Origin of the sequence: Kaistia nematophila (assembly GCF_026343855.1) — a bacterium.
Lineage (GTDB): Bacteria > Pseudomonadota > Alphaproteobacteria > Rhizobiales > Kaistiaceae > Kaistia > Kaistia nematophila.
Genome location: NZ_JAPKNK010000014.1, coordinates 116,049 through 139,907 on the forward strand (window position 1 = coordinate 116,049; position 23,859 = coordinate 139,907).

At 67.0% G+C, this 23,859-nt stretch carries 19 protein-coding genes; 16 read left to right on the plus strand and 3 right to left on the minus strand.

The genetic code is table 11. From position 1 onward, the window contains the following. Nucleotides 1-5: 5 nt before the first annotated feature. The 4 genes from OSH07_RS23195 (at nt 6) to OSH07_RS23210 (ending at nt 6,350) form a co-directional block, all read left to right on the plus strand. Nucleotides 6-2,129: a hydantoinase/oxoprolinase family protein gene (locus OSH07_RS23195; protein WP_266341088.1), complete on the plus strand. Its 2,124-nt coding sequence runs from the start codon at nt 6-8 to the stop codon at nt 2,127-2,129. After that, nucleotides 2,129-3,895, plus strand: a complete 1,767-nt coding sequence (locus OSH07_RS23200) for a hydantoinase B/oxoprolinase family protein (RefSeq protein ID WP_266341089.1) — start codon at nt 2,129-2,131, stop codon at nt 3,893-3,895. The genes OSH07_RS23195 and OSH07_RS23200 overlap by 1 nt, the downstream gene beginning before the upstream one ends. Before the next feature lie 41 nt (nt 3,896-3,936). After that, nucleotides 3,937-5,100 carry a sugar ABC transporter substrate-binding protein gene (locus tag OSH07_RS23205; protein ID WP_266341090.1) on the plus strand — a complete coding sequence of 388 codons (1,164 nt, stop codon included), beginning with the start codon at nt 3,937-3,939 and terminating at the stop codon, nt 5,098-5,100. A gap of 128 nt (nt 5,101-5,228) precedes the next feature. Continuing rightward, a complete protein-coding gene (locus OSH07_RS23210; protein WP_266341091.1) occupies nt 5,229-6,350 on the plus strand; it encodes an alkene reductase in 1,122 nt (373 codons plus the stop codon). 61 nt (nt 6,351-6,411) lie between these two features. On the opposite strand, the gene OSH07_RS23215 is transcribed toward OSH07_RS23210, so the two are convergent. The 3 genes from OSH07_RS23215 to OSH07_RS23225 form a co-directional block, all read right to left on the minus strand. After that, nucleotides 6,412-7,014 (minus strand): OmpA family protein, encoded by a 603-nt coding sequence (locus OSH07_RS23215; protein WP_266341092.1) that lies wholly within the window; start codon nt 7,012-7,014, stop codon nt 6,412-6,414. Nucleotides 7,015-7,019: 5 nt separating this feature from the next. Continuing rightward, nucleotides 7,020-7,454: a hypothetical protein gene (locus tag OSH07_RS23220; protein ID WP_266341093.1), complete on the minus strand. Its 435-nt coding sequence runs from the start codon at nt 7,452-7,454 to the stop codon at nt 7,020-7,022. Between the two features lie 459 nt (nt 7,455-7,913). Next, nucleotides 7,914-8,462, minus strand: coding sequence for a TetR/AcrR family transcriptional regulator (locus tag OSH07_RS23225; protein ID WP_266341094.1), 549 nt, complete (start codon nt 8,460-8,462; stop codon nt 7,914-7,916). 95 nt (nt 8,463-8,557) lie between these two features. On the opposite strand from OSH07_RS23225, the gene OSH07_RS23230 reads away from it, so the two are divergent. The 12 genes from OSH07_RS23230 to OSH07_RS23290 all read left to right on the plus strand — a co-directional run bounded on the left by OSH07_RS23230 (nt 8,558) and on the right by OSH07_RS23290 (nt 23,848). Next, the gene (locus tag OSH07_RS23230) at nt 8,558-9,727 is read left to right on the plus strand and encodes an MFS transporter (protein ID WP_266341095.1); all 1,170 of its coding nucleotides are present in this window, start codon (nt 8,558-8,560) and stop codon (nt 9,725-9,727) included. Nucleotides 9,728-9,887: 160 nt separating this feature from the next. Next, nucleotides 9,888-10,676: an acyl-CoA thioesterase gene (locus tag OSH07_RS24485; RefSeq protein WP_338149899.1), complete on the plus strand. Its 789-nt coding sequence runs from the start codon at nt 9,888-9,890 to the stop codon at nt 10,674-10,676. Between the two features lie 537 nt (nt 10,677-11,213). Continuing rightward, nucleotides 11,214-12,461 carry an ADP-dependent glucokinase/phosphofructokinase gene (locus tag OSH07_RS23245; RefSeq protein WP_266341096.1) on the plus strand — a complete coding sequence of 416 codons (1,248 nt, stop codon included), beginning with the start codon at nt 11,214-11,216 and terminating at the stop codon, nt 12,459-12,461. A 48-nt stretch (nt 12,462-12,509) separates the two neighbouring features. Beyond that, entirely contained in the window at nt 12,510-13,826 is a 1,317-nt protein-coding gene (locus OSH07_RS23250) for an ABC transporter substrate-binding protein (protein WP_266341097.1), read from the plus strand. A 78-nt stretch (nt 13,827-13,904) separates the two neighbouring features. After that, nucleotides 13,905-14,849 carry a carbohydrate ABC transporter permease gene (locus OSH07_RS23255; protein ID WP_266341098.1) on the plus strand — a complete coding sequence of 315 codons (945 nt, stop codon included), beginning with the start codon at nt 13,905-13,907 and terminating at the stop codon, nt 14,847-14,849. 2 nt (nt 14,850-14,851) lie between these two features. Further along, nucleotides 14,852-15,676 (plus strand): carbohydrate ABC transporter permease, encoded by an 825-nt coding sequence (locus OSH07_RS23260; protein WP_266341099.1) that lies wholly within the window; start codon nt 14,852-14,854, stop codon nt 15,674-15,676. A 50-nt stretch (nt 15,677-15,726) separates the two neighbouring features. Continuing rightward, nucleotides 15,727-16,500: an SDR family NAD(P)-dependent oxidoreductase gene (locus OSH07_RS23265; protein WP_266341100.1), complete on the plus strand. Its 774-nt coding sequence runs from the start codon at nt 15,727-15,729 to the stop codon at nt 16,498-16,500. A gap of 138 nt (nt 16,501-16,638) precedes the next feature. After that, nucleotides 16,639-17,415, plus strand: coding sequence for a DeoR/GlpR family DNA-binding transcription regulator (locus OSH07_RS23270; RefSeq protein WP_266341101.1), 777 nt, complete (start codon nt 16,639-16,641; stop codon nt 17,413-17,415). A gap of 189 nt (nt 17,416-17,604) precedes the next feature. Next, nucleotides 17,605-18,627 (plus strand): hypothetical protein, encoded by a 1,023-nt coding sequence (locus OSH07_RS23275; protein ID WP_266341102.1) that lies wholly within the window; start codon nt 17,605-17,607, stop codon nt 18,625-18,627. Nucleotides 18,628-18,830: 203 nt separating this feature from the next. Then, a complete protein-coding gene (locus OSH07_RS23280; protein WP_266341103.1) occupies nt 18,831-19,169 on the plus strand; it encodes an MntP/YtaF family protein in 339 nt (112 codons plus the stop codon). A gap of 153 nt (nt 19,170-19,322) precedes the next feature. Next, on the plus strand, nt 19,323-20,156 hold the full coding sequence (locus OSH07_RS23285) for an AraC family transcriptional regulator (protein WP_266341104.1): 834 nt from the start codon (nt 19,323-19,325) through the stop codon (nt 20,154-20,156). 821 nt (nt 20,157-20,977) lie between these two features. Further along, nucleotides 20,978-23,848 carry an autotransporter family protein gene (locus OSH07_RS23290; protein WP_266341105.1) on the plus strand — a complete coding sequence of 957 codons (2,871 nt, stop codon included), beginning with the start codon at nt 20,978-20,980 and terminating at the stop codon, nt 23,846-23,848. The last annotated feature ends 11 nt before the right edge of the window (nt 23,849-23,859 follow it).

Genomic DNA, 23,859 nt, shown 5'->3' on the forward strand with positions numbered 1-23,859 from the left:
ACATCATGAATGCCCCCTTCCCCACGGGCCGGACACGCCCGCTGCGCCTCGCCATCGACATCGGCGGCACCTTCACCGACCTCGTCCTGCGCGACGAGACGGGCCGGGAGCGCACCTACAAGACCAGCTCGACGCCGCAGGATCCGTCCGACGGCTTCTTCGCCGGGCTCGACCTGATCGCCGACGACCTCGGCCTCTTTTCCCGTCGCGATCTGCTGGCGCGGATCGACACCATCGTCCACGGCACCACCATCACCACCAACGCCCTGCTCACCGGGACGACGGCGAAGACGGGCCTGCTGACGACGGACGGCTTTCGCGACATCCTGCTGGCGCGCCAGGGCCATCGCGAGGACCAGTTCAACTCCAAGGCCCGGCCGCCTAAGCCGCTGGTGCCGCGCTCGCTCGTGGTAGCGGTGCCGGAGCGGCTCGACCGCGACGGCAAGGTGACCCTCGCCCTCGACGAGGCGGCGGTCCGGGCGGCGGCCGCCTATTTCAGGGCCGAGGGCGTCGCCGCCGTCGCCGTCAGCTTCGTCTTCTCCTTCTTCAACGATGCGCATGAGCGGCGCGCCGGCGAGATCCTCGCGGCCGAGCTGCCGGGCGTCTTCATCAGCCTGTCGTCGCGCGTCGCGCCGGAGGTCCGCTTCTACGAACGCACCAGCACCACCGTGCTCAACGCAGCCGTCGGCCCGGTGCTGGAGCGCTATCTCGACCGCCTCTCCGCCCGCCTCGCCGACGACGCCTTCGATCGCCCGCTCTACATCATGCAGTCGAATGGCGGCGTGGTGAGCCTGCCCAACGCGGCGGCGCGCGCCGTCAACACGCTGCTCTCCGGCCCGGCCGGCGCGCCGCCGGCGGCCGCCAGCCGCGCCGCGGCGCTCGGCATCGACAGCGTCATGACCATCGACATGGGCGGCACCAGCTTCGAGGTCAGCCTGTCGCGCGGCGGCCGCACCGAGATCTCCAGCGGCGGCCAGATCGACGGCTACCCGATCTCGACGCCCATCCTCGACATCAGCACCATCGGCGCCGGCGGCGGCTCGATCGCCTGGATCACGGCGGGCGGGCTGCTGCGCGTCGGCCCGCAGAGCGCCGGCGCCTCGCCGGGCCCGGCCGGCTATGGCCGCGGCGGCACGGACGCCACCGTCACCGACGCCAATCTCGTCCTCGGTTACCTGAACCCCGAAAAGTTCAACGCCAGCGTCGCGCTCGACATCGGCCGCGCCCGCGAGGCCGTCGACGCGGTCGGCGCCCGGCTCGGCCTCAGCACCGAGCAGGCGGCCGACGGCATCTATCGCACCATCAATGCCGAGATGACCGACAGCCTGCGCCTGGCGACGATCCGCAAGGGCCTCGATCCGCGCGGCTTCGCCATCGTCGCGGCGGGCGGCGCCGGCCCGCTGCACGCGGCAGCGCTGGCGCGCGACCTCGACATTCCGCTGGTGATCGTGCCGCGCAACGCCTCGGTGCTCTGCGCCGGCGGCATGCTGCTCTCCGATTATGCGCGCTATTACGTGCGCACGCTCGCCATCGCCGACCCGCGCGATCCGCGCCTCGACCTCGAAGCCGAGTTCGCCGCGCTGGAGGCGCTGGCGATCCGCGAATTCACCGCGGAGGGCATCGATCCCGAGGCGCTCTCCTTCGTCCGCTCGGCCGATCTGCGCTATGTCGGACAGGTGCATGAGGTGGCGGTGCCGTTCACCGACGCGGCCGGGCTCGTCGCCGATTTCCACCGCAGCCACCACGAGCGCTTCGGCCATTCGCAGCCGGCCGACGCCGTCGAGATCGTCAACATCCGCCTGCTGGCGCGCGGCGCCGTGACCGCCGCACCAGAAAGCGACCGCGCCGCGCCGACCAGCGCGAACGTTGCGCCGTCGCGGCGAACGGCCTGGTTCGGCGGCGTCTATCGCGAGGTGCCCGTCCTCGACGGCGAGACGCTCGATCCCGGTGCGACCGTGGACGGTCCCGCCTTGGTCGAGCTTCCCACCAGCACGATCGTCGTGCCGGAGGCGTTCCGCCTGGTCGTCGCCGCCACCGGCGACTACCTGCTGCACGACGCCTCCCAGTCGCTCGACGCCATTCGCGCCCGGCTCAGCCCGGCCGCATCCGCGACAGGAGCGCATCCCTGATGACCACCCGCGTAGACCCGATCCTGGCGACGGTGATCGAGAACCGGCTGATCGCCATCTCCACCCAGATGGCGGAGACCATGCTCCTGACCTCGCGCTCCCTGATCTTCCAGGTGCGCGACTTCGTCACCGGCATCTTCACCGCAAGCGGCCAGTGGGTGGCGACAAAGGACTACATCCCCGTCCTCGCCGGCTCGCTGCCGAGCGCCTACCAGGCGATCGCGGACCGGTTCGCCGGCGACATCCATGACGGCGATGTCTTCATCCTGAACGACGTCTACCACGGCAACAATCATCCGCCGGATGTCAGCATCCTGAAGCCGGTCTTCCACGACGGCGTGCTGCGCTTCTGGACCGTCACCAAGGGCCACAACGCCGATGTCGGCGGCGGCGGCGTCGCCGGATACAACCCCTATGCCCGCGACGTCTGGGAGGACTCGCTCCGCATTCCGCCGGTGCGCATCTACCACAAGGGCGTGCTGCAGAAGGACGTCTGGGAGCTGATCCTCCTCAACATCCCGCTCCGGGCGCTCGTGCAGAGCGACTTCGAGTGTCAGATCGGCGCGGCCGAGGTCGGCGCGCGCGAGGTGCGCGCGCTGCTCGACGCGTTCGGGCCGGACGAGGTGCAGGCGGCGATCGACCACTTCCTGCTCGCCTCGCGCCAGCACATGGAAGCCGAACTCCTCAAGATCCCGGACGGCACCTATTCGGCCGAGCGCTACATCGACGACGGCGGCGCCTATCACCGCGCGCCCGTTGCCTTCCGACTCGACCTCGTCAAGGAGGGCGCCGAAGTCACGCTCGACTTCCGCCGCTCCGATCCGCAGGTCGTCGGCTATGCCAACTCGACGCTCGCCAATACCATCGCCTCGTCGCTCATCGGCATCTTCGGCGCCGTCGACCCGGCGCTTCGCCGCAACAGCGGGTCGATCGCGCCGATCCATGTCCTGACCACCCCGGGCACCATCGCCCACGCCGTGGAGCCGGCCGCGACCACGCTCTGCACGCTGTCCGCCTGCGAGGCGATCATCGACACGATCTGGCTGGCGCTCGGCGAGGCCGCGCCGGAGATCAGCAATGCCGGCTGGTCGCATGCCTGGGCATTCGGCGTGACCGGCACCAGCGAGCAGACCGGCCAGCCCTTCGCCGCCTTCGCCTTCACCGGCGGCGGCTCCGGCGCCACGGCGGGCTATGACGGCTGGGACAGCATCGGCACGCCGGTCACCATGGGCGGCATGCGCGCCGCCGACGTCGAGATCCACGAGCGCGGCGCGCCCTGCACCGTGATCCGCCACGAATACGAGATCGATTCCGGCGGCGCCGGCGAATGGCGCGGCGGCCTCGGCAGCGTCACCTTCTGGCGCGTCGACCAGGATGACCTGCGCGTCGTCTGCTACGGCTCGGGCGGCATCGAGGCGAGCGCGCCGTTCGGCCTCGGGGGCGGCGCCGCCGCCAGGCCGAGCTGGGCCCGCATCCACTATGCCGACGACCGCGCGGAGCCGGTGCTGATCAACACGATCGTCAAGCTCAATCGCGGCGACGTCGTCGAGATCCACACCGCCGGCGGCGGCGGTTTCGGCGATCCGCTCCGTCGCGACGCGCTGGAGGTCGCCGGCGACGTCCGCAACGGCGTCGTCTCCGAGGCCGCCGCCCGCGACCTCTACGGCGTCGTCCTGAGGCCCGGCACTTCCGAGATCGATGCCGAGGCCACGGCCAGCCAGCGCAGCCGGCCCACCGGCGTCATCCGCGAAGCCGTGCCCGCCTGATTTTCGAACCCGAACCGATTTCCAACGAAAGGTAGTTTTCCATGTCCATCCACTTGCCCCGTTTCACGGGCGGGCTCGGCCACGCGCGCCATTGGCTCGCCGGCCTCTCGACCGCCGTGCTCATCGCCGCCGCGCCGCTTGCCGCGCATGCCGACCCGGCGGCCGCCGTCAAGGAAGCCGCAGGGATCGTCGAGGCGCATCTGAAGTCGCCGGAATTCTGGGCTCCGCCGGCCTTCGACATCAGCAAGGCCAAGGGCAAGACGATCTGGTGGATCGCCGACCAGAGCAGCAACATCACCGAACAATGGGCCGACGCCGCCAAGGAAGCGGCCGCGCTCGCCGGCATCAAGCTGAACCTGTTCGATCCCGGCGCGTCGGCGCCCGAGCATGTGCGCGGCTTCAACCTGGCGATCACCGCCGGGGCGGACGCGATCGTGCTGGCCGACGGTCATGCCGCGCTCGCCTATGCGGCGCAGGTCAAGGCGGCCAAGGACGCCGGCATCCCGGTCTTCAGCGTCGTCAGCCACCCGCTCGGCGCCGACACCGAACCGCGCGTCGAAGGGCTCGTCGCCGACATCTCCTACAATTATCCCGAGGCCGGCAAGCTTCTGGCCGACTGGTTCGTGGCGGATTCGAACGGCGAAGGCCACGCGCTCTTGGTCGATCTCCAGGGCATTCCGAGCTCGCAGTGGGAATTGCAGGGCTTCAAGGACGAACTCGCCCGCCTCGGCACCAGCGCGAAGTTCACCGAGATCGCCACCAGCTATGGCCAGAACCTACAGGCGGACGTGGCCAATGCGGTGAGCACCGCCATCCTGCGCGACCCCTCGATCAACTACGTCATCCCGCCCTTCGACAGCCTGGCGCTGTTCGCGCAGACCGGCCTCGCCCAGCTCGGCCCGGCCGGCGCCAAGGTGAAGACGGCCGGCTTCAACGCCATCATCCCGCAGATGCAGAACCTGCAGAAGGGCGGCACGCCGCTGCAGATCGACCTCGGCGGCCCGAATGTCTGGCTCGGCTATGCCGTGGTCGACAACGTGCTGCGCGTGCTGACCGGCGAGGAGCCGATCCACGACTACAAGATCGGCTACAAGATCTTCACCCACGACAACGTCCAGGGCCTCGACGTCTCCAAGGAAAATGACCTGAACTGGTACGGCATCGACTACGGCGCGCTGTTCAAGCCGGTGTGGAAGCTCCAGTAGCGCGCCTTCCGGCCCGGGATCCGCGCCGGTGCGGCGCGGATCCCTCCCCGACGACATCGTGCCCCCGCGCGTACCCGGACCGCGCCCTGCCCCTCGCGGCGGCGCCGTCTCCGAACAGGAATCCGAGCATGACCGACCCCCGCTCCTCCGCCGATCCGAAGCCCGGCGCCGACACCGGCGCGGCGTCGCTCTTCGCGCCGCTGCAGCTCGGCGACCTGACCCTGCCCAACCGGATCGTCATGCCGCCCCTCGTCCGCGCCCGCTCGCAGGAGCCCGAGCGCGAGCCCGGCGCCCGGGTCGCCACCTATTACGCGCAGCGCGCCTCGGCCGGACTGATCATCAGCGAGGCCGTGCATGTCTCGCCGCTCAGCGTCAGCCGGCCGGGCGGATCGGGCCTGCACAATGCCGCCCAGTCCCGCGCCTGGCGCGCCGTCACCGACGCCGTGCATGCCGCCGGCGGCCGCATCTTCCAGCAATTGTTCCATCTCGGCCGCAAGGCGCATCCCACCCGCATTCCGGGCGGCCTGCCGCCGGTCGCCCCCTCGGCCATCGCCTCGGACGCCCAGGTGCCGACGCCGGAGGGCCCGAAGCCCTTCCCCGTGCCGCGGGCGCTCGCGCTCGACGAGATCCCGGACCTCGTCGAGGAATTCCGCACCGCCATAGAGCTCTCACGCGAGGCGGGCTTCGACGGCGTCGAGATCCACGCGGCGAACGGCTTCCTGATCGACCAGTTCCTGCGCGACGGCGCCAACCGCCGCGACGACCGCTATGGCGGCTCGATCGAGAACAGGGCGCGCTTCCTGTTCGAGGTGATCGACGCCGCGATCGCCATCTTCGGCGCCGGCCGCGTCGGCATCCGCCTCTCGCCCCACTTCACCCAGGACGGCATCGACGACAGCGACCCGATCGCGCTCTACGACCACGTCGCGCAGGCTCTCGACGCGCGCGGCATCGCCTATGTGCATCTGATCGAATCGGACGCGGTTCCGGCCGAAAAGCGCTTCGCGCCGCGGCTGCGCGCGCTGTTCTCCGGCGCGCTGATCCTGGCCGAGGATTTCACCCTGGAGCGCGCCAGCGCCGTGCTGCGCGACGACCGCGCCGACGCGATCGCGTTCGGGCGGCTGTTCATCGCCAATCCCGACCTGGTGGCGCGCTTCCGCCTCGCCGAGCCGGTCTACAATGCGCCCGATCCCGACACCTTCTACATCGGCGACGAGCGCGGCTACACGGACTATCCGACGCTCGCCTGAGAGGATCCGGCCGCCCCTTTCGGCGCGGCCGGTCTTGGGCTCAGGCGGTTCTGGCGCGGGGCTACTTGCCCGGCAGGTACTTGCCGATATTGATCAACTGGACGCGCCGGTTGATCGGGTTCTTCGGGTTCTTGACGTCCTCGAGCGCCTCCTCGCCGAGACCGACCGCTTCGACGCGGGCGGGATCGACATGGAAGGTCGTCGTCAGCGCCTCGACGACGGCGTCGGCGCGGGCCTGACTCAGCGCCAGATTGTCCTTGCGGTTGCCGGTGGTGTCGGTGTTGCCGGTGACGACGAACTTGTATCCGCCCAGGATCGGATGATGCAGCGCATCGGCGATCGAGCCGATCGTCGAATAGGATTCCGGCCGGATGATCGCCGAATTGAGGGCGAACTGGATCTGGACGTCGATCTGGGCGAGATTGTTCAGCAGTTCCAGCGGCTTCCAGGTGATCGGCAGGCCAGGATTATCGATCATGTGCTGCTGCACCGCCTGGCGGATCAGCGCCGCCGACAGTCCGGGCGGCGCGGCGCGGGCGGCGCTCCCCATGGTCTGGACGATCTGGCTGCCGGTCAGCGAGGTCTGCGCGCTGGCGGGAGCCAGCGTGCCGACGGCGGCAAGGGCGAGCGAAAGGGCGAAAACAGTCCGGATCGATCTCGACATGACGCTCAATTCCAGCCGGCGTTGGTGATGGCCGCGGTGCAGCGCTTGCTGACAACCTTCTTGGCCGCGTTCAGGCAGCTGAGCAGATGCGCGTCACCCGGCACCATGCCCTGGCAGAACTGCGTCGCGTCACCGCGACAGGCCTTGGTCACGGCCGCCTGCGCCGCGAGGCGCGCATCGAGCGACGCCACCACGGTCTTGTAGTCGGTGATGCACTGCGGATTGATCTTGTCGGCGCGCTGCGCCAGGCAGTCTTTCAGCGCCCCGCCGCCGAGATTGACCTTGGGACAGTATTTCTCGATGTCCTTGCCGCAGCTCTGAGCGAGCAGAGCCCCCGCTTCTGAAAAGCTGATCGTCTGCGCCGATGCCGCGCCGGCCAGGCCCAACAAGAGCCCGGCCGCGAACCCGGCGCGAACCAGCCCTCGACTTGAAAAACGCATGGTTGCCATTCCCCCGCTAAACCGTCGCCGCGACGTGCGGGTCGATGCCCGCGCGGCGGCCGACATTTCCACTCTGACATGGATCCTGGCGACAATCCGACACCGGCGGCGCGGCCTCCGCGGCCCCGCCCGCTAGTCCCTCGATACCGATTGCCGTCCACGACCCCGTGATGCCGCACGGAAAACCCGCTCCGTCCCAGCCGGATCGTCGCGCTCCCCTACGGCATGCGCGCCATTTACGCACAGATTCGGCGAAGTCGGCATCAATTTCGGTGACGATCGCGAAATGCACACGCCAGGCGGGCATCGCGCGACGACGTCATCGATATAGCCGGCATGGAAAGTGGCGGCGCCAAGGGAAAACGGCGCCACCGGGGACGAGACGGAACAGGATTGCCCACTCCCAAAGGGTGAAAGCTGCCGCGAGTCCGGGCGACGCTCGGTGGCCGGATGCGCCGGTCACCCGGCGAGCTTCCCGATAATGCTGCGGACCTCGTCCTCGGGAAGCGTTTCCGCCTCGACGAAGTTCTGGATCGAGATCCCTTCCAGCATGGTGTCGAGCGCCCGGGCGGTCCGGGGATCGAAATGCCGTTCCAGCGCCCGGTGGCTGCTGTCGATCCACTTGGCGACCAACTGCCGGAGTTCGGCCCGCCTCGCCATGTAGGCATAGAGCTCGAACACCAGCGTCATGTTGCGCTGGGTCTGCCAGAAGCCGCCGCAGGCGAGCTGCACCACGGCCTCGATCGCCGCCTCGCGCGAGGTCGCGGCTTCCAGCGCAGCCCGGTAACGGCCGGCGATGTCGTCGGAGAGCTTCTGGAACGCCTCGGTGATCAGCGCGTCGATGCCGTCGAAATAATAGGTGATCGAGCCGAGCGGCACCGACGCCGCCTCGGCAATCCGCCGATGCGTCGTACCGGCGACGCCGTGCTCGGCGATCACGTCGAGCGCGGTCTCGACGATGCGGCCGCGCCGATCGGGCTCGAAACGTCTCTGGGCCTTGATCTGCATCGCTCGACCTACGAAGCCTCGGCGGAAAATTCCTGCGGGCCTATTGTGTACATCTGTTCCATACGTGTACAGGCGTACAAAATTTGGAACATCCCATGGACATCGCCGTCAAACGCCGCCGGCTCGCGCTGTGCGCCTTCTTCCTGCTCTTCGGCATCTCGATCGCGGCGTGGGTGACGCGGACGCCGGCGATCCGCGACGCCATCGGCGCCTCGATCGCCGAGATGGGGATGGTGCTGTTCGGGCTGTCCGTCGGTTCGATGGTCGGGATTCTTTCGTCCGGCTGGCTGCTGCGCCGGCTGGGCGCGCGGCGGACGACGCAGATCGGCCTCTGGCTGGTTGTGCTGTCGCTCGCCACGATGAGCGTCGGTGTCGCGCTCGGCCAGGCGCCCGTCGTCGCCTTCGGACTGTTCCTGTTCGGCCTCGGCGGCGGCGGCGCCGAGATCGCGCTGAACATCGAAGGCGCCGAAGTCGAGGCGATCGCCAAGCGTCCCCTCATCCACGCGCTGCACGGCTTCTTCAGCCTCGGCACGGTGGTCGGCGGCGCCGTCGGCCTGTTCTTCAACGCCATCCATTTCAGCGTCATCGGCCATCTGCTGATCATCGCCGCGATCGACATCGCGATCATCGTGACGCTGATCCGATATATCCCCGCCGATACCGGAAGAGCGGGCATCCCCGGCAGCGACACGCCGGCGGCGGACGGCGCCGCCTCGGCCTGGAAGGACCCGCGCCTCTATTTCATCGGCCTCATCGTGCTCGGCATGGCGCTGGCCGAAGGCGCCGCGAACGACTGGCTGCCGATCCTGATGGTCGATGAATTCGGCTTCGACGCGGCGTCGGGATCGCTGGTGTTCCTCGTCTTCGCGACGGCGATGACGATCGGCCGGTTCAGCGGCGGCTATTTCATCGTCCGCTACGGCCGCGCCGCCGTGCTCTGCGGCAGCGCGGTCATCGGCGCCATCGGTCTCGCGACCGTCATCTTCTCGCACAATCCGATCCTGGCCGGCGCCGCCGTCCTGCTCTGGGGCATCGGCGCCTCGCTCGGTTTTCCCGTCGCGCTCTCGGCCGCCGGCGATTCCGGCCCCAACCCGGCCGAGCGCGTCCGGCTGGTGGCGATCTGCGGCTATGTCGCCTTCCTGGTCGGCCCGCCGATGCTCGGCTTCGTCGGCGAAACCTATGGGCTTCGCGGCGCCATGCTGATCGTGCTGGTACTGGTGGTCACGGCCGCCATCTCCACACTGGCCCTCCGCCGGCCGCGATAGCCGCCCGAACCGGCGCACGTTCGCGGCAGGCGGCAAACTGCGCGCATACGCGGGCGCACGGATCGGCTAGAACTGCGCCGGCGCAGCCGGCAGGCCCGCGCCCGCTTTCCGGCCGCAACCGTCCCCCCGGGGCGCGGCCAGCATCATGAGGTATCCCAGCGTGACGAATGCATATTCGGAAGCAGGCGCGGTCACGCACCTGATCGACATCGTGTTTCCCGGCGACACCAATCATCATGGCACGCTGTTCGGCGGCGTCGGCCTCTCGCACATGGACAAGGTCGCCTTCATCGTCGCCGCGCGCCATGCCCATGTCGACTTCGTGACGGCCTCCTGTGAGCGGATCGATTTCAAGGCCCCTGCCCGCCTCGGCGAGATCGTCGAGCTGACGGGGCGGCTGACCCGCGTCGGTCGGCGGTCGCTGAGCGTCGAGGTGGACATGACCGCCGAGGCCCCGCTGACCGGCGAGCGGCGGCTCTGCACGCGCGGCATGTTCAACATGGTCGCAATCGGCGACGAGCCGGAACGCGAGGGCTGGCGCCTTCCGCCGATGCCCGAGGCGCGGCCCGAGGAACCCGATGCCGACCTTCGGATGGTCGAGCTCGTCTTCCCCGACGTGACCAGCCATTATGGCAGCCTCTATGGCGGCAACGCGCTGGCCGCCATGGGCAAGGCCGCCTTCGTCGCCGCCACCCGGCGCAGCCGCAAGGCCGTCGTCATGGCCGCCTCGCAGCGGGTCGATTTCCGCAGCCAGATCCACAACGGCGAGGTCATGGAACTGATCGGCCGGGTGGAGAAGGTCGGCACGACCTCGCTGACGGTCGCCGTTGAGCTCTGGGCGGAAAACCTGACGACCGGCGAGCGCCGGCGCAGCGGCCAGGGCAGCTTCGTCATGGTCGCCGTCGACGCGAACGGCCGCCCGCAGCCGGTCGACGGCGAGGCCGCCTAGGCGCGGTCTCGATCGCGCCATACCGGAGATTCCATCGGCGCGGATCAGCGCCCCACTCGCGCACGACTTTCGCCCGACCGAACGGTTTGGTGAAAGCCGGCGCATTTCGGCGTTGTTGCCGGCTCGTTCGGAAAGACCAACGCCGCCGACATCTGCCGGAGCCCACTGCGCTGCACCAAGCGCTGACCCGGTCGTGGTCGGACAAGCGGTTCCTGCAGTCTGTTCTCACCAATACAGATCGAAGCCGCCGCCTCCCTCCGTGTGCCAGCCCGGACGATGACGGCGAACCTCCGGTCAGGAGGCACCGGCCGCGCCGACGAGCGAGCGCCTGAGCCTGCGGCCACGACCCTGAAGTCGCAAAGCCGCCACCGACGGACGGCTGAGCCACGCGACAATGAAGTGCCGGCTCCCAGCCGCGGGACGCGGTTGATGGGCTCCCGTGACCGCCAAAATGGCACGCGCACGATATCGCTTGACACTTATTGGGATATTTTGGAAAACTTTGGAAAATGAACGAGGCCATCGAAGGAGGAAGCGATGGTTCGGGAGGAGGATGGATTCTGGGCGTGCGAATATGATGGATTGTTGGGGCGCTTGCCCCAGCTCATCGCCAGTTCGCGCCTCACATTCTGCGGCATGGGATCCTGCATAGACGCAAGGATCGAAATGGAGGATGCCGCGGCGCTTCTGGCGTCCGAAATTCCGGCTGACGCGCGCAGCTTCATAGACATGCTCGTTGACCGCGCGCATCGGGGCGTGGGCGGCGAGATAAGGGTCGAGTGGCCGGAGGGGCCGGCCTGGCTGACCGACAATCTGCCATTTGGATCCTCGCTGGGCGGCACGGGCCCGCATGCCGCCTGGGTGCTGACCGCGGTCGGCGCTCCTGCCCTGGTGGCCCTGCAGGATCGCAGCGCAGACATGGTGCGCCACATCCCCTCGGATATCCTGGTCGTCGAGCGCGGCCAGACCGTGCCCGTCGGCGCGATCAAGCCGCGCGGCGAACCGCGACCCAAGATCTTCATCTTCGAATACACTGCCGGGATGCAACTCGGCGGAGCCTCGCCGCCTCGCTCATCCAGGATCATCGTCCGCTTCACGGATCCCGATCTGGAGAATGATCAGGATTTCGCGAGCTTGACCGCCACCATGGCCGAGCAGGCCGGAGCAGGCCTCATCTCTGGCTTCAGCGGCGTGGCCCGGGAGCGCCTCAACGGCGAGATCGAGCGTGTCGGCGCACTCTCCCGCACCTGGCGTTCACGCGGCCTCGGCACCGTCTATCTCGAGCTCGGCGGCTTCGACAGCATCGATTCATGCCTGGCAACGCTTCACGGGCTCAAGGGCGCCTATGACACGCTCGGCATGAGCCATTCCGAATTCGTCGCGCTGAGCGGCGATGGCGACCTCGCAACCAGCATGGTCCGGCTGGCCGGGGAATTGGAGTTGCAGCGCCTCATCGTGCATGCCGACCACTGGGCGGCGGCGGCGACGCTCGGCGACGGCACCAGGGAGCGGGAGGCTCTCATGACGGGATCCCTGCTGGCATCCGCTCGGGCGGAGGCAGGGAAGCCGGTCCGACCGACCGCCCTGCCCAGCGCGGCGGTATTCCACCAAGGTCCGTTCGACACGCCAAAACGGATCGGCGACTGGACGCTCCTGTCCTGCGCCACCCCCTATCTGGACACTCCCGCGACCACCCTGGGACTAGGGGACAGCTTCACCGGAGGGTGCCTGCTGATCCTCGGACAATGCCCCGCTTCATCGGCCTCGGCCGAAGCGTCGGGATAAGCCGTCGGACATTCCGTCCGGCTCACGATAAAAACTGGAGGAGCTACCATGAGGAAGTCAATTTCGGCTGTCCTGGCGTTTGCCTCGGCCGGCCTGATGTCGAGTGTCGCCCTGGCGCAGACAACCGTCACCATCGCCACAGTCAACAATGGCGACATGGTAATCATGCAGGAATTGTCGAAGAAGTTCGAAGAAGCGAACCCCGACATCAAGCTGAACTGGACGATCCTCGAAGAAAATACGCTGCGCCAACGGCTTACGACCGACATCGCCACCGGCGGCGGTCAATTCGACATCCTCACCATCGGCCTGTTCGAAGCTCCCATGTGGGGCGAGCGCGGCTGGCTGGAGCCCTTCGACAACGTCCCCGCCGATTATGACCTGAACGATGTCTTCAAGTCGGTGCGCGACGGCCTTTCGCATGACGGCAAGCTCTATTCGCTGCCCTTCTATGCCGAAAGCCAGATGACCTTCTATCGCAAGGACCTGTTCGACGCCGCCGGCGTCACCATGCCGGAGCAGCCGACCTGGGCCGATATCGGCGCCGCCGCCGCCAAGGTTCATGCGCCGGACAAGGGCGTGTACGGCATCTGCCTCCGCGGCAAGCCCGGCTGGGGCGAGAACATGGGCCAGATCTCGCCTGTGGTGAACAGCTATGGCGGCCGCTGGTTCGACATGAACTGGCAGCCACAGCTCGAAACCGCTGCCTGGAAGGAAGGCCTCACCACCTATGTCGATCTCCTGAAGAAGTTCGGCCCGCCCGGCGCGGCCTCCAATGGCTACAACGAAAATCTCGCGCTCTTCGCCGACGGCAAATGCGCGATGTGGATCGACGCCACCGTCTCCGCCGGCTTCCTGTCCGACCCGCAGCACAGCACCGTGGTCGGCAAGGTCGGCTACGCGCTGCCGCCCTATGGCAAGTTCAACAAGGGCAATCACTATCTCTGGTCGTGGGCGCTCTCGGTCCCGGTGAGCTCGAAGTCCAAGGAAGCCGCGCAGAAGTTCATCTACTGGGCGACCTCGAAGGATTACATCAAGCTGGTCGCCGAACGCTCCGGCTGGGCCACCGTCCCGCCCGGCACGCGCACCTCGACCTATGAGAATCCGGAATATCTGAAGGCGGCTCCCTTCGCCGCGCTGACGCTCAAGACCATCGAGACGGCGAACCCGCACGACGCAACGCAGGAAGAAGTGCCCTATGTCGGCATTTCCTATGTCGGCATTCCCGAGTTCCAGAGCATCGGAACGACGGTCGGCCAGGAAGTCGCCGCTGTGATCGCCGGCTCGAAGACGGTGGATGAAGCCCTGGCATCCGCGCAAGCCTCGACCCTGCGCGCCATGGATCAGGCGGGCTACATCAAGTAGTCGGCCCCGCTGGCAGCGGCGGGACCCTCCCCCCGCCGCTGCCCCTTCCAAATCCGTCCCATTCCATCGAGGCCGACCATGACCGTGGCACCGATCCCGACGGCGACGCAATTCGACCGCAAGCTCTCCATCGCCAAGCCGAAACAGAAGCCGGAAGCCAATGCACCGGGGGTGAATCCCCGCATTCTGCTGACGCCCTCGGTAGTGCTGCTACTGATCTGGATGATCGTTCCGCTCGCCATGACGCTGTGGTTTTCGACCCAGCGATACAATCTTCTCAATCCTGGCATCGGCGGCTTTGTCGGCTTTCGAAACTACGAATATCTGCTTCGCGATCCCGCCCTTCTCGGTGCCGTCATCAACACGGTCCTACTCGTCGGCGGCGTTCTGATTGTCTCGGTCGTCTGCGGCGTGTTGCTCGCGCTCCTTCTCGATCAGCGCTTTCCCGGTCGCAATCTCTGCCGCCTGCTGGCGATCGCCCCGTTCTTCGTGATGCCGACGGTGAGCGCTCTCGTCTGGAAGAACCTGCTCATGCACCCGGTGAATGGCCTGTTCGCCTGGATCGCGTCGCTGCTCGGGCTACCGGCGATCGATTGGTTCACCAATTATCCGCTGTTCTCGATCGGCATCATCGTCGCCTGGCAATGGATCCCCTTCGCCACACTGATCCTGCTGACGGCACTGCAGTCGCTGGATCACGAGCAGATGCAGGCCGCCAACATCGACGGCGCGCGCGGCTTCCAGCTTTTCCGCCACATCATCCTGCCGCATCTCTACCGCCCGATCACGATCGTCGCGATGATCGAAACGATCTTCCTGCTCTCGATCTTCGCCGAAATCCTCGTCACGACCTCCGGCGGCCCGGGCACGCAATCGATGACACTGCCCTTCCTGATCTACAAGATCGCCCTTCTGGACTGGAACGTGGGCGGAGCCTCGGCCGGCGGCGTGTTCGCCATCATCCTGGCCAATATCGTCGCATTCTTCCTGATCCGTTCGATCGCACACAATCTGGAGCGCTGATCATGCTGGAACAATCCTTCCGACGTCAGGCGCTCATCACCACGCTCGGTTGGGGTGCAACCCTGCTGATGTTCTTTCCGATCCTCTGGATGACATTGGCAGCGTTCAAGACCGAAACGCAGGCGATAGCCTCGCCGCCGATCTTGTGGTTCACACCGACGCTCGAGAATTTCATTGCCGTGCTTCGGCGCGCCGACTACCTGCACTTCTTCACCAACAGCGTGCTGGTCTCCGTTGGCTCGACCGCGCTCGGCATCCTGATCGGCCTGCCCGCCGCCTATGCGCTCGCCTTTCATCCCGGCCCCAAGACGCGTGACCTGCTGGTCTGGATGCTGTCCACCAAGATGATGCCGGCCGTCGGCGTGCTGGTGCCGATGTATCTCATGTTCCAGAAGACCGGCATGCTCGACACCGTCACCGGGCTGATCGCAATCTATACGCTGATCAACCTGCCGATCATCGTATGGATGCTGTTCACCTTTCTGCGGGAAGTGCCGCGGGAAATCCTGGAAGCCGCCCGCATCGACGGCGCCTCCCCCCTGCTTCAGATCCTGTACCTGCTGCTGCCGCTGACAGCGCCCGGCATCGCATCGACCGCCCTCCTCGCCATCATCCTGACCTGGAACGAGGCCTTCTGGAGCATCAACCTGACCGCTTGGCGGGCAACGCCCCTGCCGGCCTTCATCGCGTCCTTCTCCAGTCCCGAAGGGCTGTTCTGGGCCAAGATGTCGGCCGCGTCACTACTCGCCATCGGACCGATCATCGCGTTTGGATGGCTGACGCAGAAGCAGCTGGTCCGCGGCCTGACGTTCGGGGCGGTGAAGTAAACCAAACAAGACGAACGCTATTTGAACGACCCATCAGACAGGCGATCTCCATGTATATCAACAAGTACAAGCTGGACGGACAGACGGCCTTCATCACCGGCGGCGGACGCGGCATCGGTCTGGCCACAGCACAGGCGCTGCTCGAATCCGGCGCCAACGTCGTCATCTCGGACATCAATCCCGACGTCCTGGAATCCGGCCGCAGCGAGCTTGCCGCAAAAGGGTTCACGGTCGACACGATGGTGCTCGACGTCAGCAATTCCGCCGATGTCGCGCGCGTCGCCGCCGAGGCCAACGCCAGGCATGGCGGGATTGACATTCTGGTCGCCAATGCCGGCATCGCCTGGCCCGACACGGGCGGGGAAAGCATGAGCGACGAAGTCTGGCTGAAGGTGGTCGATATCGACCTGAACGGCTGCTACTGGTCGTGCCGCGAATTCGGGCGGGCGATGCTGGAGCGCGGCAGGGGCGCGATCGTCACGGTTGGCTCCATGTCGGGCCTGATCTCCAACAAGCCGCAGCGCCAGGCGCACTACAACGCGGCCAAGGCCGGCGTGCATCACCTGACGCGCTCGCTGGCGGGCGAATGGGCAGAGCGTGGGGTTCGCGTCAATTCGGTCGCCCCGACCTATGTCGACACCGTCATGTCGCGTGGCGGCTTCACCGATCCGACCCTGTTCCCGATCTGGATGGAGAACACCCCGATGAAGCGCGTTGCGCGGGCCGACGAGATCGCCTCGGCCATCCTGTTCCTGGCCACCGACGCCTCGAGCGCCATGACCGGATCTATCGTCGTCGTCGATTGCGGCTACACGATCTGGTAGTAGAAGGACTCCGTCGCGACAGGTCGCATGGCCGTTTGGTGGCTGTCGCCCGCGCGACGGCCACCATCCGAAAACAGGGCCATGCACATGGATATTCCAAGCAGACGCGTCGAGATCCTTCCGGCGAAGCGGCGCGCGATGATACTGGAACGCGTGCGCCAGAACGGCTCTGCCACGATCCAGGAACTGGCCGACGAGATTCACGCCTCGCCATCCACCATCCGCCGCGATCTCGACCAGCTGACCGAGGAAGGCTATCTGGAGCGCACCCATGGCGGCGTGCTGCTGGTGCCGCCGCTCCGCTCGACCTTCGAGCGTGAACCCTCGCTCGACGCGCAGCTTCAGCACAACCAGAAGATTGCCATCGGCCAGGTGGCCGCCCAACGGCTCAATCCGCGCGACAGCGTCATTTTCGATTCCAGCTCCACCGTGCTGGAGGCGGCCCGCGCCGCCGTCCTGCGCGACATTCCGCTGACGGCGGTCACCAACAACCTGGAGTCCGCCCTCGTCTGCTCGCAATGCCCGTCCTGGCGCGTGATCATGCCGGGCGGCACGATACGCCCCACCACGCGCAGCATGGTGGGGGAACCGGGCGAAGCATTCCTCAAGACTATTCATGTCGACGTCTGCCTGATCGGCGCCTATGCCGTCACCGGTCGCCTGCTGACGGACGCGACCATCGAGGTCGCCTCGCTGAAGCGGGCGATGATCCAGTCCGCGCGCCGGACTCTTCTTCTCGTCGATAGTTCCAAGTTCCAGGCGCCGGCCTTCAGTACTTTCTGCGAAATCCAGGACATCGACGAGGTCATCACCGATGACGGCATCGCGCCGGAACATCTGGCGGCGCTACGCGCCTTCAGCGTCAAGGTGACGGTGGTTCCGGTCAACGCGAACGGCTCTGCCAGCATGAGCTGACTGGAACGTTCACGCTCATTTTCGGAATGTTTTGGTATGGATTGATAGAGTTTGATCATGTTAGGATCAATCACGGTCAACCATGGCGACAGCATTCCATCGGGTGGCGATGGTTCGGACCGGCGTCAACAAAAGTTCGAGGGATCGTCCGCGAGCGGCCCAACCTCGAGCTGCAGAAAGGAACCGCCCTTGACCCGCCTCGACGAAAAGCTAGCCAGGATCCGCAACGGCCAGTACCGCCGATCGGATTTCATCATTGCCGACGCCAAGGATGGCGACATGGGCTCGGGCATCACCTGCACGGCGCCGAACCGCAATCGCGATGGTTCCTGGACCCGCTACCGCACCCGCGCCGAGTTCCTCGATCAGATTGCCGAGGTGGTGAAGCAGGACATCGTCGACATCATGCTGGTGTCCGCCTCCAATCTGGAGTTGCTGCAGGAGCGTGGAACCTTCAGCGATAGCAGGGTGAAACCGGCGATCCGCGCCAACGACGCCACCGACTGCTGGGGCGGCGTGCGCCATCAGCGCTACACCAAGTCGCCCTCGCAGCCGCATCGCTCGGCCGACCTGCGCCGCCTTGTCGAGCGGGCGCCCGCCATCGGAACCGATCTCGGCCTCTACTCCGTCACCTTCGTCAACGACGTGGATATGGACCGCGCCGCGGGCGAGGCCTTTGCCGATTTCCGGGCCGACGCCGCACGCAATGGCTTCAAGTACTTCCTGGAGGTCTTCAACCCGAACACCGATATTGGCCTCGACCGCCAGGCGACAGCCGAATTCGTCAATGACAGCATCCTGCGCGTGCTCGGCGGCGTGATGAAGCCGGACCGGCCGCAATTCCTGAAGATCCCGTTCAATGGCCCCGCAGCCCTCGAGGAACTCGCCTCCTTCGATCCAAGCCTCGTCGTCGGCGTGCTTGGCGGCGGCGCCGGCACCACGCGCGACACCTTCGAACTGATCGCCCAGGCCGAACGGCATGGTGGGCGCCTGGCCCTGTTCGGCCGCAAGATCAATCTGGCGGAATCGCAGCGGACGATCATTGCGATGATGCGCCATGTTGCCGATGGCGACCTTACCGCAGAAGAAGCCGTGCGCGCCTATCACGGCGAACTCAAGAAGCTTTCGATCACGCCGATCCGCAGCCTGGACGATGATCTTGTCATCACCGAGGAGCCGCTGAAGCAGGCGGCGATCCGCAAGGCAGCCTAGCGCCGGACCCGGCAAGAAGAACCGGAGCGCGGCCCGCCCCCCCCCTCTCCGAGATGGCGGTCGGCAATGCCAGAAACAGAGATGGTCGCGCCAAGGCGACCATCTACCGTCCTGGACAGGCGCAATTTACGGAAGGCTTCGATGGGGCCGTCGATCTCCGGGTCTTCGCCCGCCGGCGCCGATATAGAGCTGCGCCCGGCCCGATGGCCTGCTCCAGCACCGGCGATGCCGAGGTCGCACGCTGGTTCTCGCGCGTGATCGCCGTCGAGGGCGGCAAGATCGGCCCCGTCGAGGCGCTGATCCTCGGCGTGGCGCTGTCGGCCAATGCGCTTGCCAATGCCGTCGGCGCCAGGCTGATGGAAATGTCGCCGCTCGCGATCGCCCTCTCGGCCTCGATCGGCAGCCTGCTGACCATTTCGCTCGGCGTGGCGCTCGGCCTCCGCGCGACGCGGATCCGCTTCGGCGGCATCGATGTCGGCCGCTTCGGCACACTGCCGGGCGGCTTCATCCTCGTCGGCCTCGCCATCGTCCAGTTCCGGTAAAACGCGCCCCCCGCCCTCCCCTCGACCGTCGCGACCGCTCCCATCATCCTGCCCCCGACGGCCCGCGCCGCAACGAGGACCGCGCCCTCCGCAACGGCGATCAAGTGGAGGGATCCGGAACCGTCCATAGAGGACGAAGGTCAGGGAGGAACGATGGATCCGGTAGGCAAGGCCCTTTGGTTCATGGAGAGCCATTTCGCGGAGGCGATCACGCTTGGCGAGATCGCCGAGGCGAGCGGCGTTTCCCGCTTCGACCTGTCGCGCAGCTTCGGCAGGGCGACGGGCCACACCGTGATGGGCTATCTGCGCCGCCGTCGCCTCACCGAGGCGGCGCGGGCGCTGTCGGGCGGCGCACCCGACATACTTTCGGTGGCGCTCGACGCTTCCTACGGTTCCCACGAAGCCTTCTCCCGGGCCTTCCGCGACCTGTTCGGCCTGACGCCGGAGCAGGTCCGCATGCAGCGTCATCTCGACAACCTCGAACTTCTGGAGCCGTATCAGATGGATGAATCGCTTCTCGTCGACCTCGACGCCCCGCGCGTCGAGGCAGGCCGCCCGCTGCGGATCGCCGGCCTTTCCGGCCGATACACCTTCGAGACGAACCAGGGCATTCCAGCGCAATGGCAGCGCTTCGCGCCGCATTTCGGCAACATATCCGGGCAGATCGGATGGACGAGCTATGGGGTCTGCCGCAGCCTCGAGGACGCCTGCGGCTTCGACTACATCTCCGGCGTCGAGGTCGCCGACGATGCCGATATCGGCCCGGAGCTTGTAAGCCTGCGCATCCCGGCCCAGCGCTACCTGGTGTTCGTCCATCGCGGCCACATCGCCGGGATCCGCAAGACGGTCTACACGATCTGGAACCGCTCCCTGCCGGAATCCGGCCACGAGGTCGCGGATTCGCCGGACTTCGAGCTCTACGACCAGCGCTTCGACGCGACGACGGGGAACGGAGAGGTCGAGATCTGGATTCCGATCCGCAGCTAGAGCGTTCTCGAGCGAGGGGGATTCCGTTTCGCGTGAAGAAAGCCCGACAAGACAAGGAGCTAGATCGTCTCTGCGTTTGCGCGAAACGCTGAAGCGGATCTGGCCTGCCTGCAACCGGGATATTCCCGGCGCACAGCCAATATCATGGGTTGCTATTTCCGCACAAATGCTACCTATGAGTTGTGGCTGCGTTTGCCCACCCCGGCTGGATGGCAGCCACAGCCCGCTAGTCCTGGAGCCCTGGGCTAGCGGGCACCTCGCGTGCCTGGGCGGGCGCGATGGACAAGGCTTTTCGGCGCAGCGCCAGACCATCGCGAGCCGCCTCGGCGCGGCAGCATCCAGCAAAAAGGCCGCCCGGGGGGCGGCCTTGGGACCGAGCCCGGTTGAGGCGCACTGCTATCGCGGATAGACCCCCGACGGCGAGACCGACATCCTTCTTGGGGTATTTCACGAAAGTCGCGGCATGCGCGGCATGCATCTGGAGGATCGCGCCATAGATCCACTCATAGTCGCCATTGCCCAGGCCATGATGGCCGGGCGTGTCCCGGAAGCGGCTCGAAACTCGCGGTAGACACGAACCCCATTCCCCGTTGCCGTGCCGCAGCCGCCACCGTTGCCCATCCGCAACAGCACGGAAGGGTTGTGATCGGATGTGCTTTGTCCGCTTACGGGATCGATAAGTCTGACATAAGGTGTCGGCCGAATGGGCGTGGGGCCGGATTCTGTCGTCGTTGCAACGCATTAGTTCGCGTTTTGAACTAATTCCACGTGCGTTGACGGCGCCCCTGGTCGCGCCTCGGGCGACAATGGGGCTGACATTGATGACATTGAACTCCATGCCGGACGCAGGATCGGTTCGATCGAGCGGCACGCTGGGCAGGCGGCTTCGGTCCAACGCGTCCCATCTTGCGCTCGCCGCAGGATTGGCGGTCGGCCTCGGGCATTCGGCCGAGGCCGCGACCTACACCGCCGCCAACGAGACCGAGCTCGCGCAGGCGATCACCGACGCGCAGGCGAGCCCCGACGCAAGCTCGACCATCACGCTGACCGGCAGCTTCTCGCTCAGCGGCGCCCTGCCCGCGATTTCGAGCAAGGCGATCACCATCGAGACCGGCGCGAACACGCTCTCCTACACGACGGGTCGGGTCTTCGACGTCGCCAGCGGCGCAAGCCTGACGATCTCGGGCAACATTGACGGCACCGGCGTCCTCAACACCGGCTTGATCGGCAAGAAGGGAGCCGGCGAGCTCGTGCTCGACGGCGTGACCAGCACCGACGTCACCCGGCTCGGCGTCGAGGCCGGCACGGTCGTGATCACCGGCGGCAGCGACATCACCCTGAGCACGTCGAGCGGCGGCTCCCTTGCCCAGCTCGGCATCGCCGTGCAGGCCGGAGAGGTTGCGAGCCTGACGATCTCGGGCGCGGGTACGCGGGTGGCCACCGCCGGCACCGACGCGACGGTCCTGGGCGGCTCGGCATCGGTCGAAGCGACGCTGACGATCGAGGACGGCGGCGAATACATCACCGACCGCGCCGTCAACGCGCACACCGCGGCCGGCGGCGGCATCGCCAACCTGACGGTCCGCGACGATGGCTCGACGCTGGAGGCCGGCTCGTTCGGCTCCTACAACGGCACCACCTACATCAACGTTCTCGACGGCGGCGTGGTCGACATCACGGGCAGCACCAGTTTCGGCGGCCTCAACGCCAACAACGCCTATGCCAATGCCAGCGTCACGGCCGTCGTTTCCGGCGAGGGATCCCGGTGGGACACCGGCGGAGCGCTCGCGATGCAGATTGGGTCGCTCTCCATCCTCGATGGCGGCGTCGTCAGCGCCGCAACGGTGAGCATCGCCACCAACACCAACGCCGTCGCCGCCGATTTCGACGTCCTCGTCTCCGGTGATGGGTCGACGCTGAGCGCCAACGCCATCACCCTCGCGACGCGGCGCACCGGGAGCCTCACCATCGCCAATGATGGCCGCGTCGTGGTGAACGGCGGCAATTCGGCCCTCACCGTCGGCGGCGCCTTCGCGGACAGCCACGCCACACTCAACATCGGCGGCGCGGTCGGCCAGGCGGCGACCGCCGCCGGCACGCTCGAAGCCTCGGCCGTGACGCTTGCCGCGAGCGCCGAGATCAACTTCAACCACACGGAGACGGACTATGTCTTCGACACGCCCATCAATGGCGACGGCGCGATCAACCAGATCGCCGGCCACACCATCTTCGACGCCAGCCAGGCCGGATTCTACGGCCTGACCACCGTCTATGGCGGCACCCTCGAGGTGAACAGCACCCTCGGCGGCACGGTCGACGTGCGCGGCGGCCGCCTGCAGGGCACCGGCATGGTCGGCGATACCGCCAACTATGCGGGCGGCGTGATCGCGCCGGGCAATTCGATCGGCACGCTGACGGTCGCCGGCGACTACACCAGCAATGGCGGTGTCCTCGAGATCGAGGCGGTGCTGGGATCCGACAACTCGCCGACGGACGAGCTCTACATCATCGGCGACAGCGTCCTCGGCACCGGCGCGACGCAGGTGCGGGTCGTCAATCTCGGCGGCGCGGGGGCGCTGACCGCCGGCGACGGCATCCGGATCGTGCAGGTCGATGGCGACTCGGCCGCCGACGCCTTCGTGCTGGCCGGCCCGGCGATCGCCGGCGCCTATCGCTACAACCTGTTCCAGAACGACGTGACCGGCACCCAGGACGATGGCGACTGGTATCTGCGCACCGACGGCCTGGCGCCGACGCTGCCGACCTATGAGAGCTATCCCGCCGTCATGCTCGGCCTGATCTCGCTGCCGACCCTGCAGCAGCGCGTCGGCGACCGCCGGCCGGACAAGGCCGGCGACACGGCGGACACCGCGCTCTGGACCCGGATCGAGGGTGCGCACTCCCGCGTCAAGGCGGACAGCTCGACGACCGAAGCGTCCTATGACAGCGATCTGTTCCAGTTGCAGGTTGGCTTCGACGGCGAAGTGCTGGAGAGCGCCTCCGGTGCCCTCGTCGCCGGGATCACGGCGCAGTACAGCCGCGCCAGCGCCGGCGTCTCCTCCGATCTCGGCAACGGCTCGAACACCACCGAAGGTTATGGCATCGGCGCGACGCTGACCTGGTATGGCGCGAACGGCGTCTATGTCGACAGCCAGGCACAGGTGGCCTGGTTCGACACCGACCTTTCCGCCGATGAGGTCGGCAAGCTCGTCGATGGCAACAACGGCACCGGCTACGCGCTGTCGATCGAGGCCGGCCGCGAGTTCGCGGTGAAGGAGGGCTGGACGGTGACGCCGCAGGCCCAGCTTTCCTACGCCTCTGCCGATTTCGACGATTTTGTCGATCCGTTTGGCGCCGAGGTATCGCTCTCGAAGGGCGAGAGCCTGAAGGGCCGGATCGGCGCCGCGCTCGGCCGCGACGCCAGCTGGCAGGACGATCAGGGCCGCGCGGCGCGCACGCATTTCTACGGCATCACCAGCCTGACCTACGAGTTCCTGGACGGCGCCACCGTCGCGGTCTCCGGCGTCGACCTGGTGGCGAAACCGCAGAAGTTCGGCGCCGAGTTCGGCCTCGGCGGCACCTATAACTGGGGCAACGAGAAATACGCGCTACATGGCGAAGCGCTCGCCTCGACCAGCTTCGACGGCTCCTACGCCTACAAGGGCACGCTCGGGCTCAATATCGGCTTCTGAGCCTCGCCCGC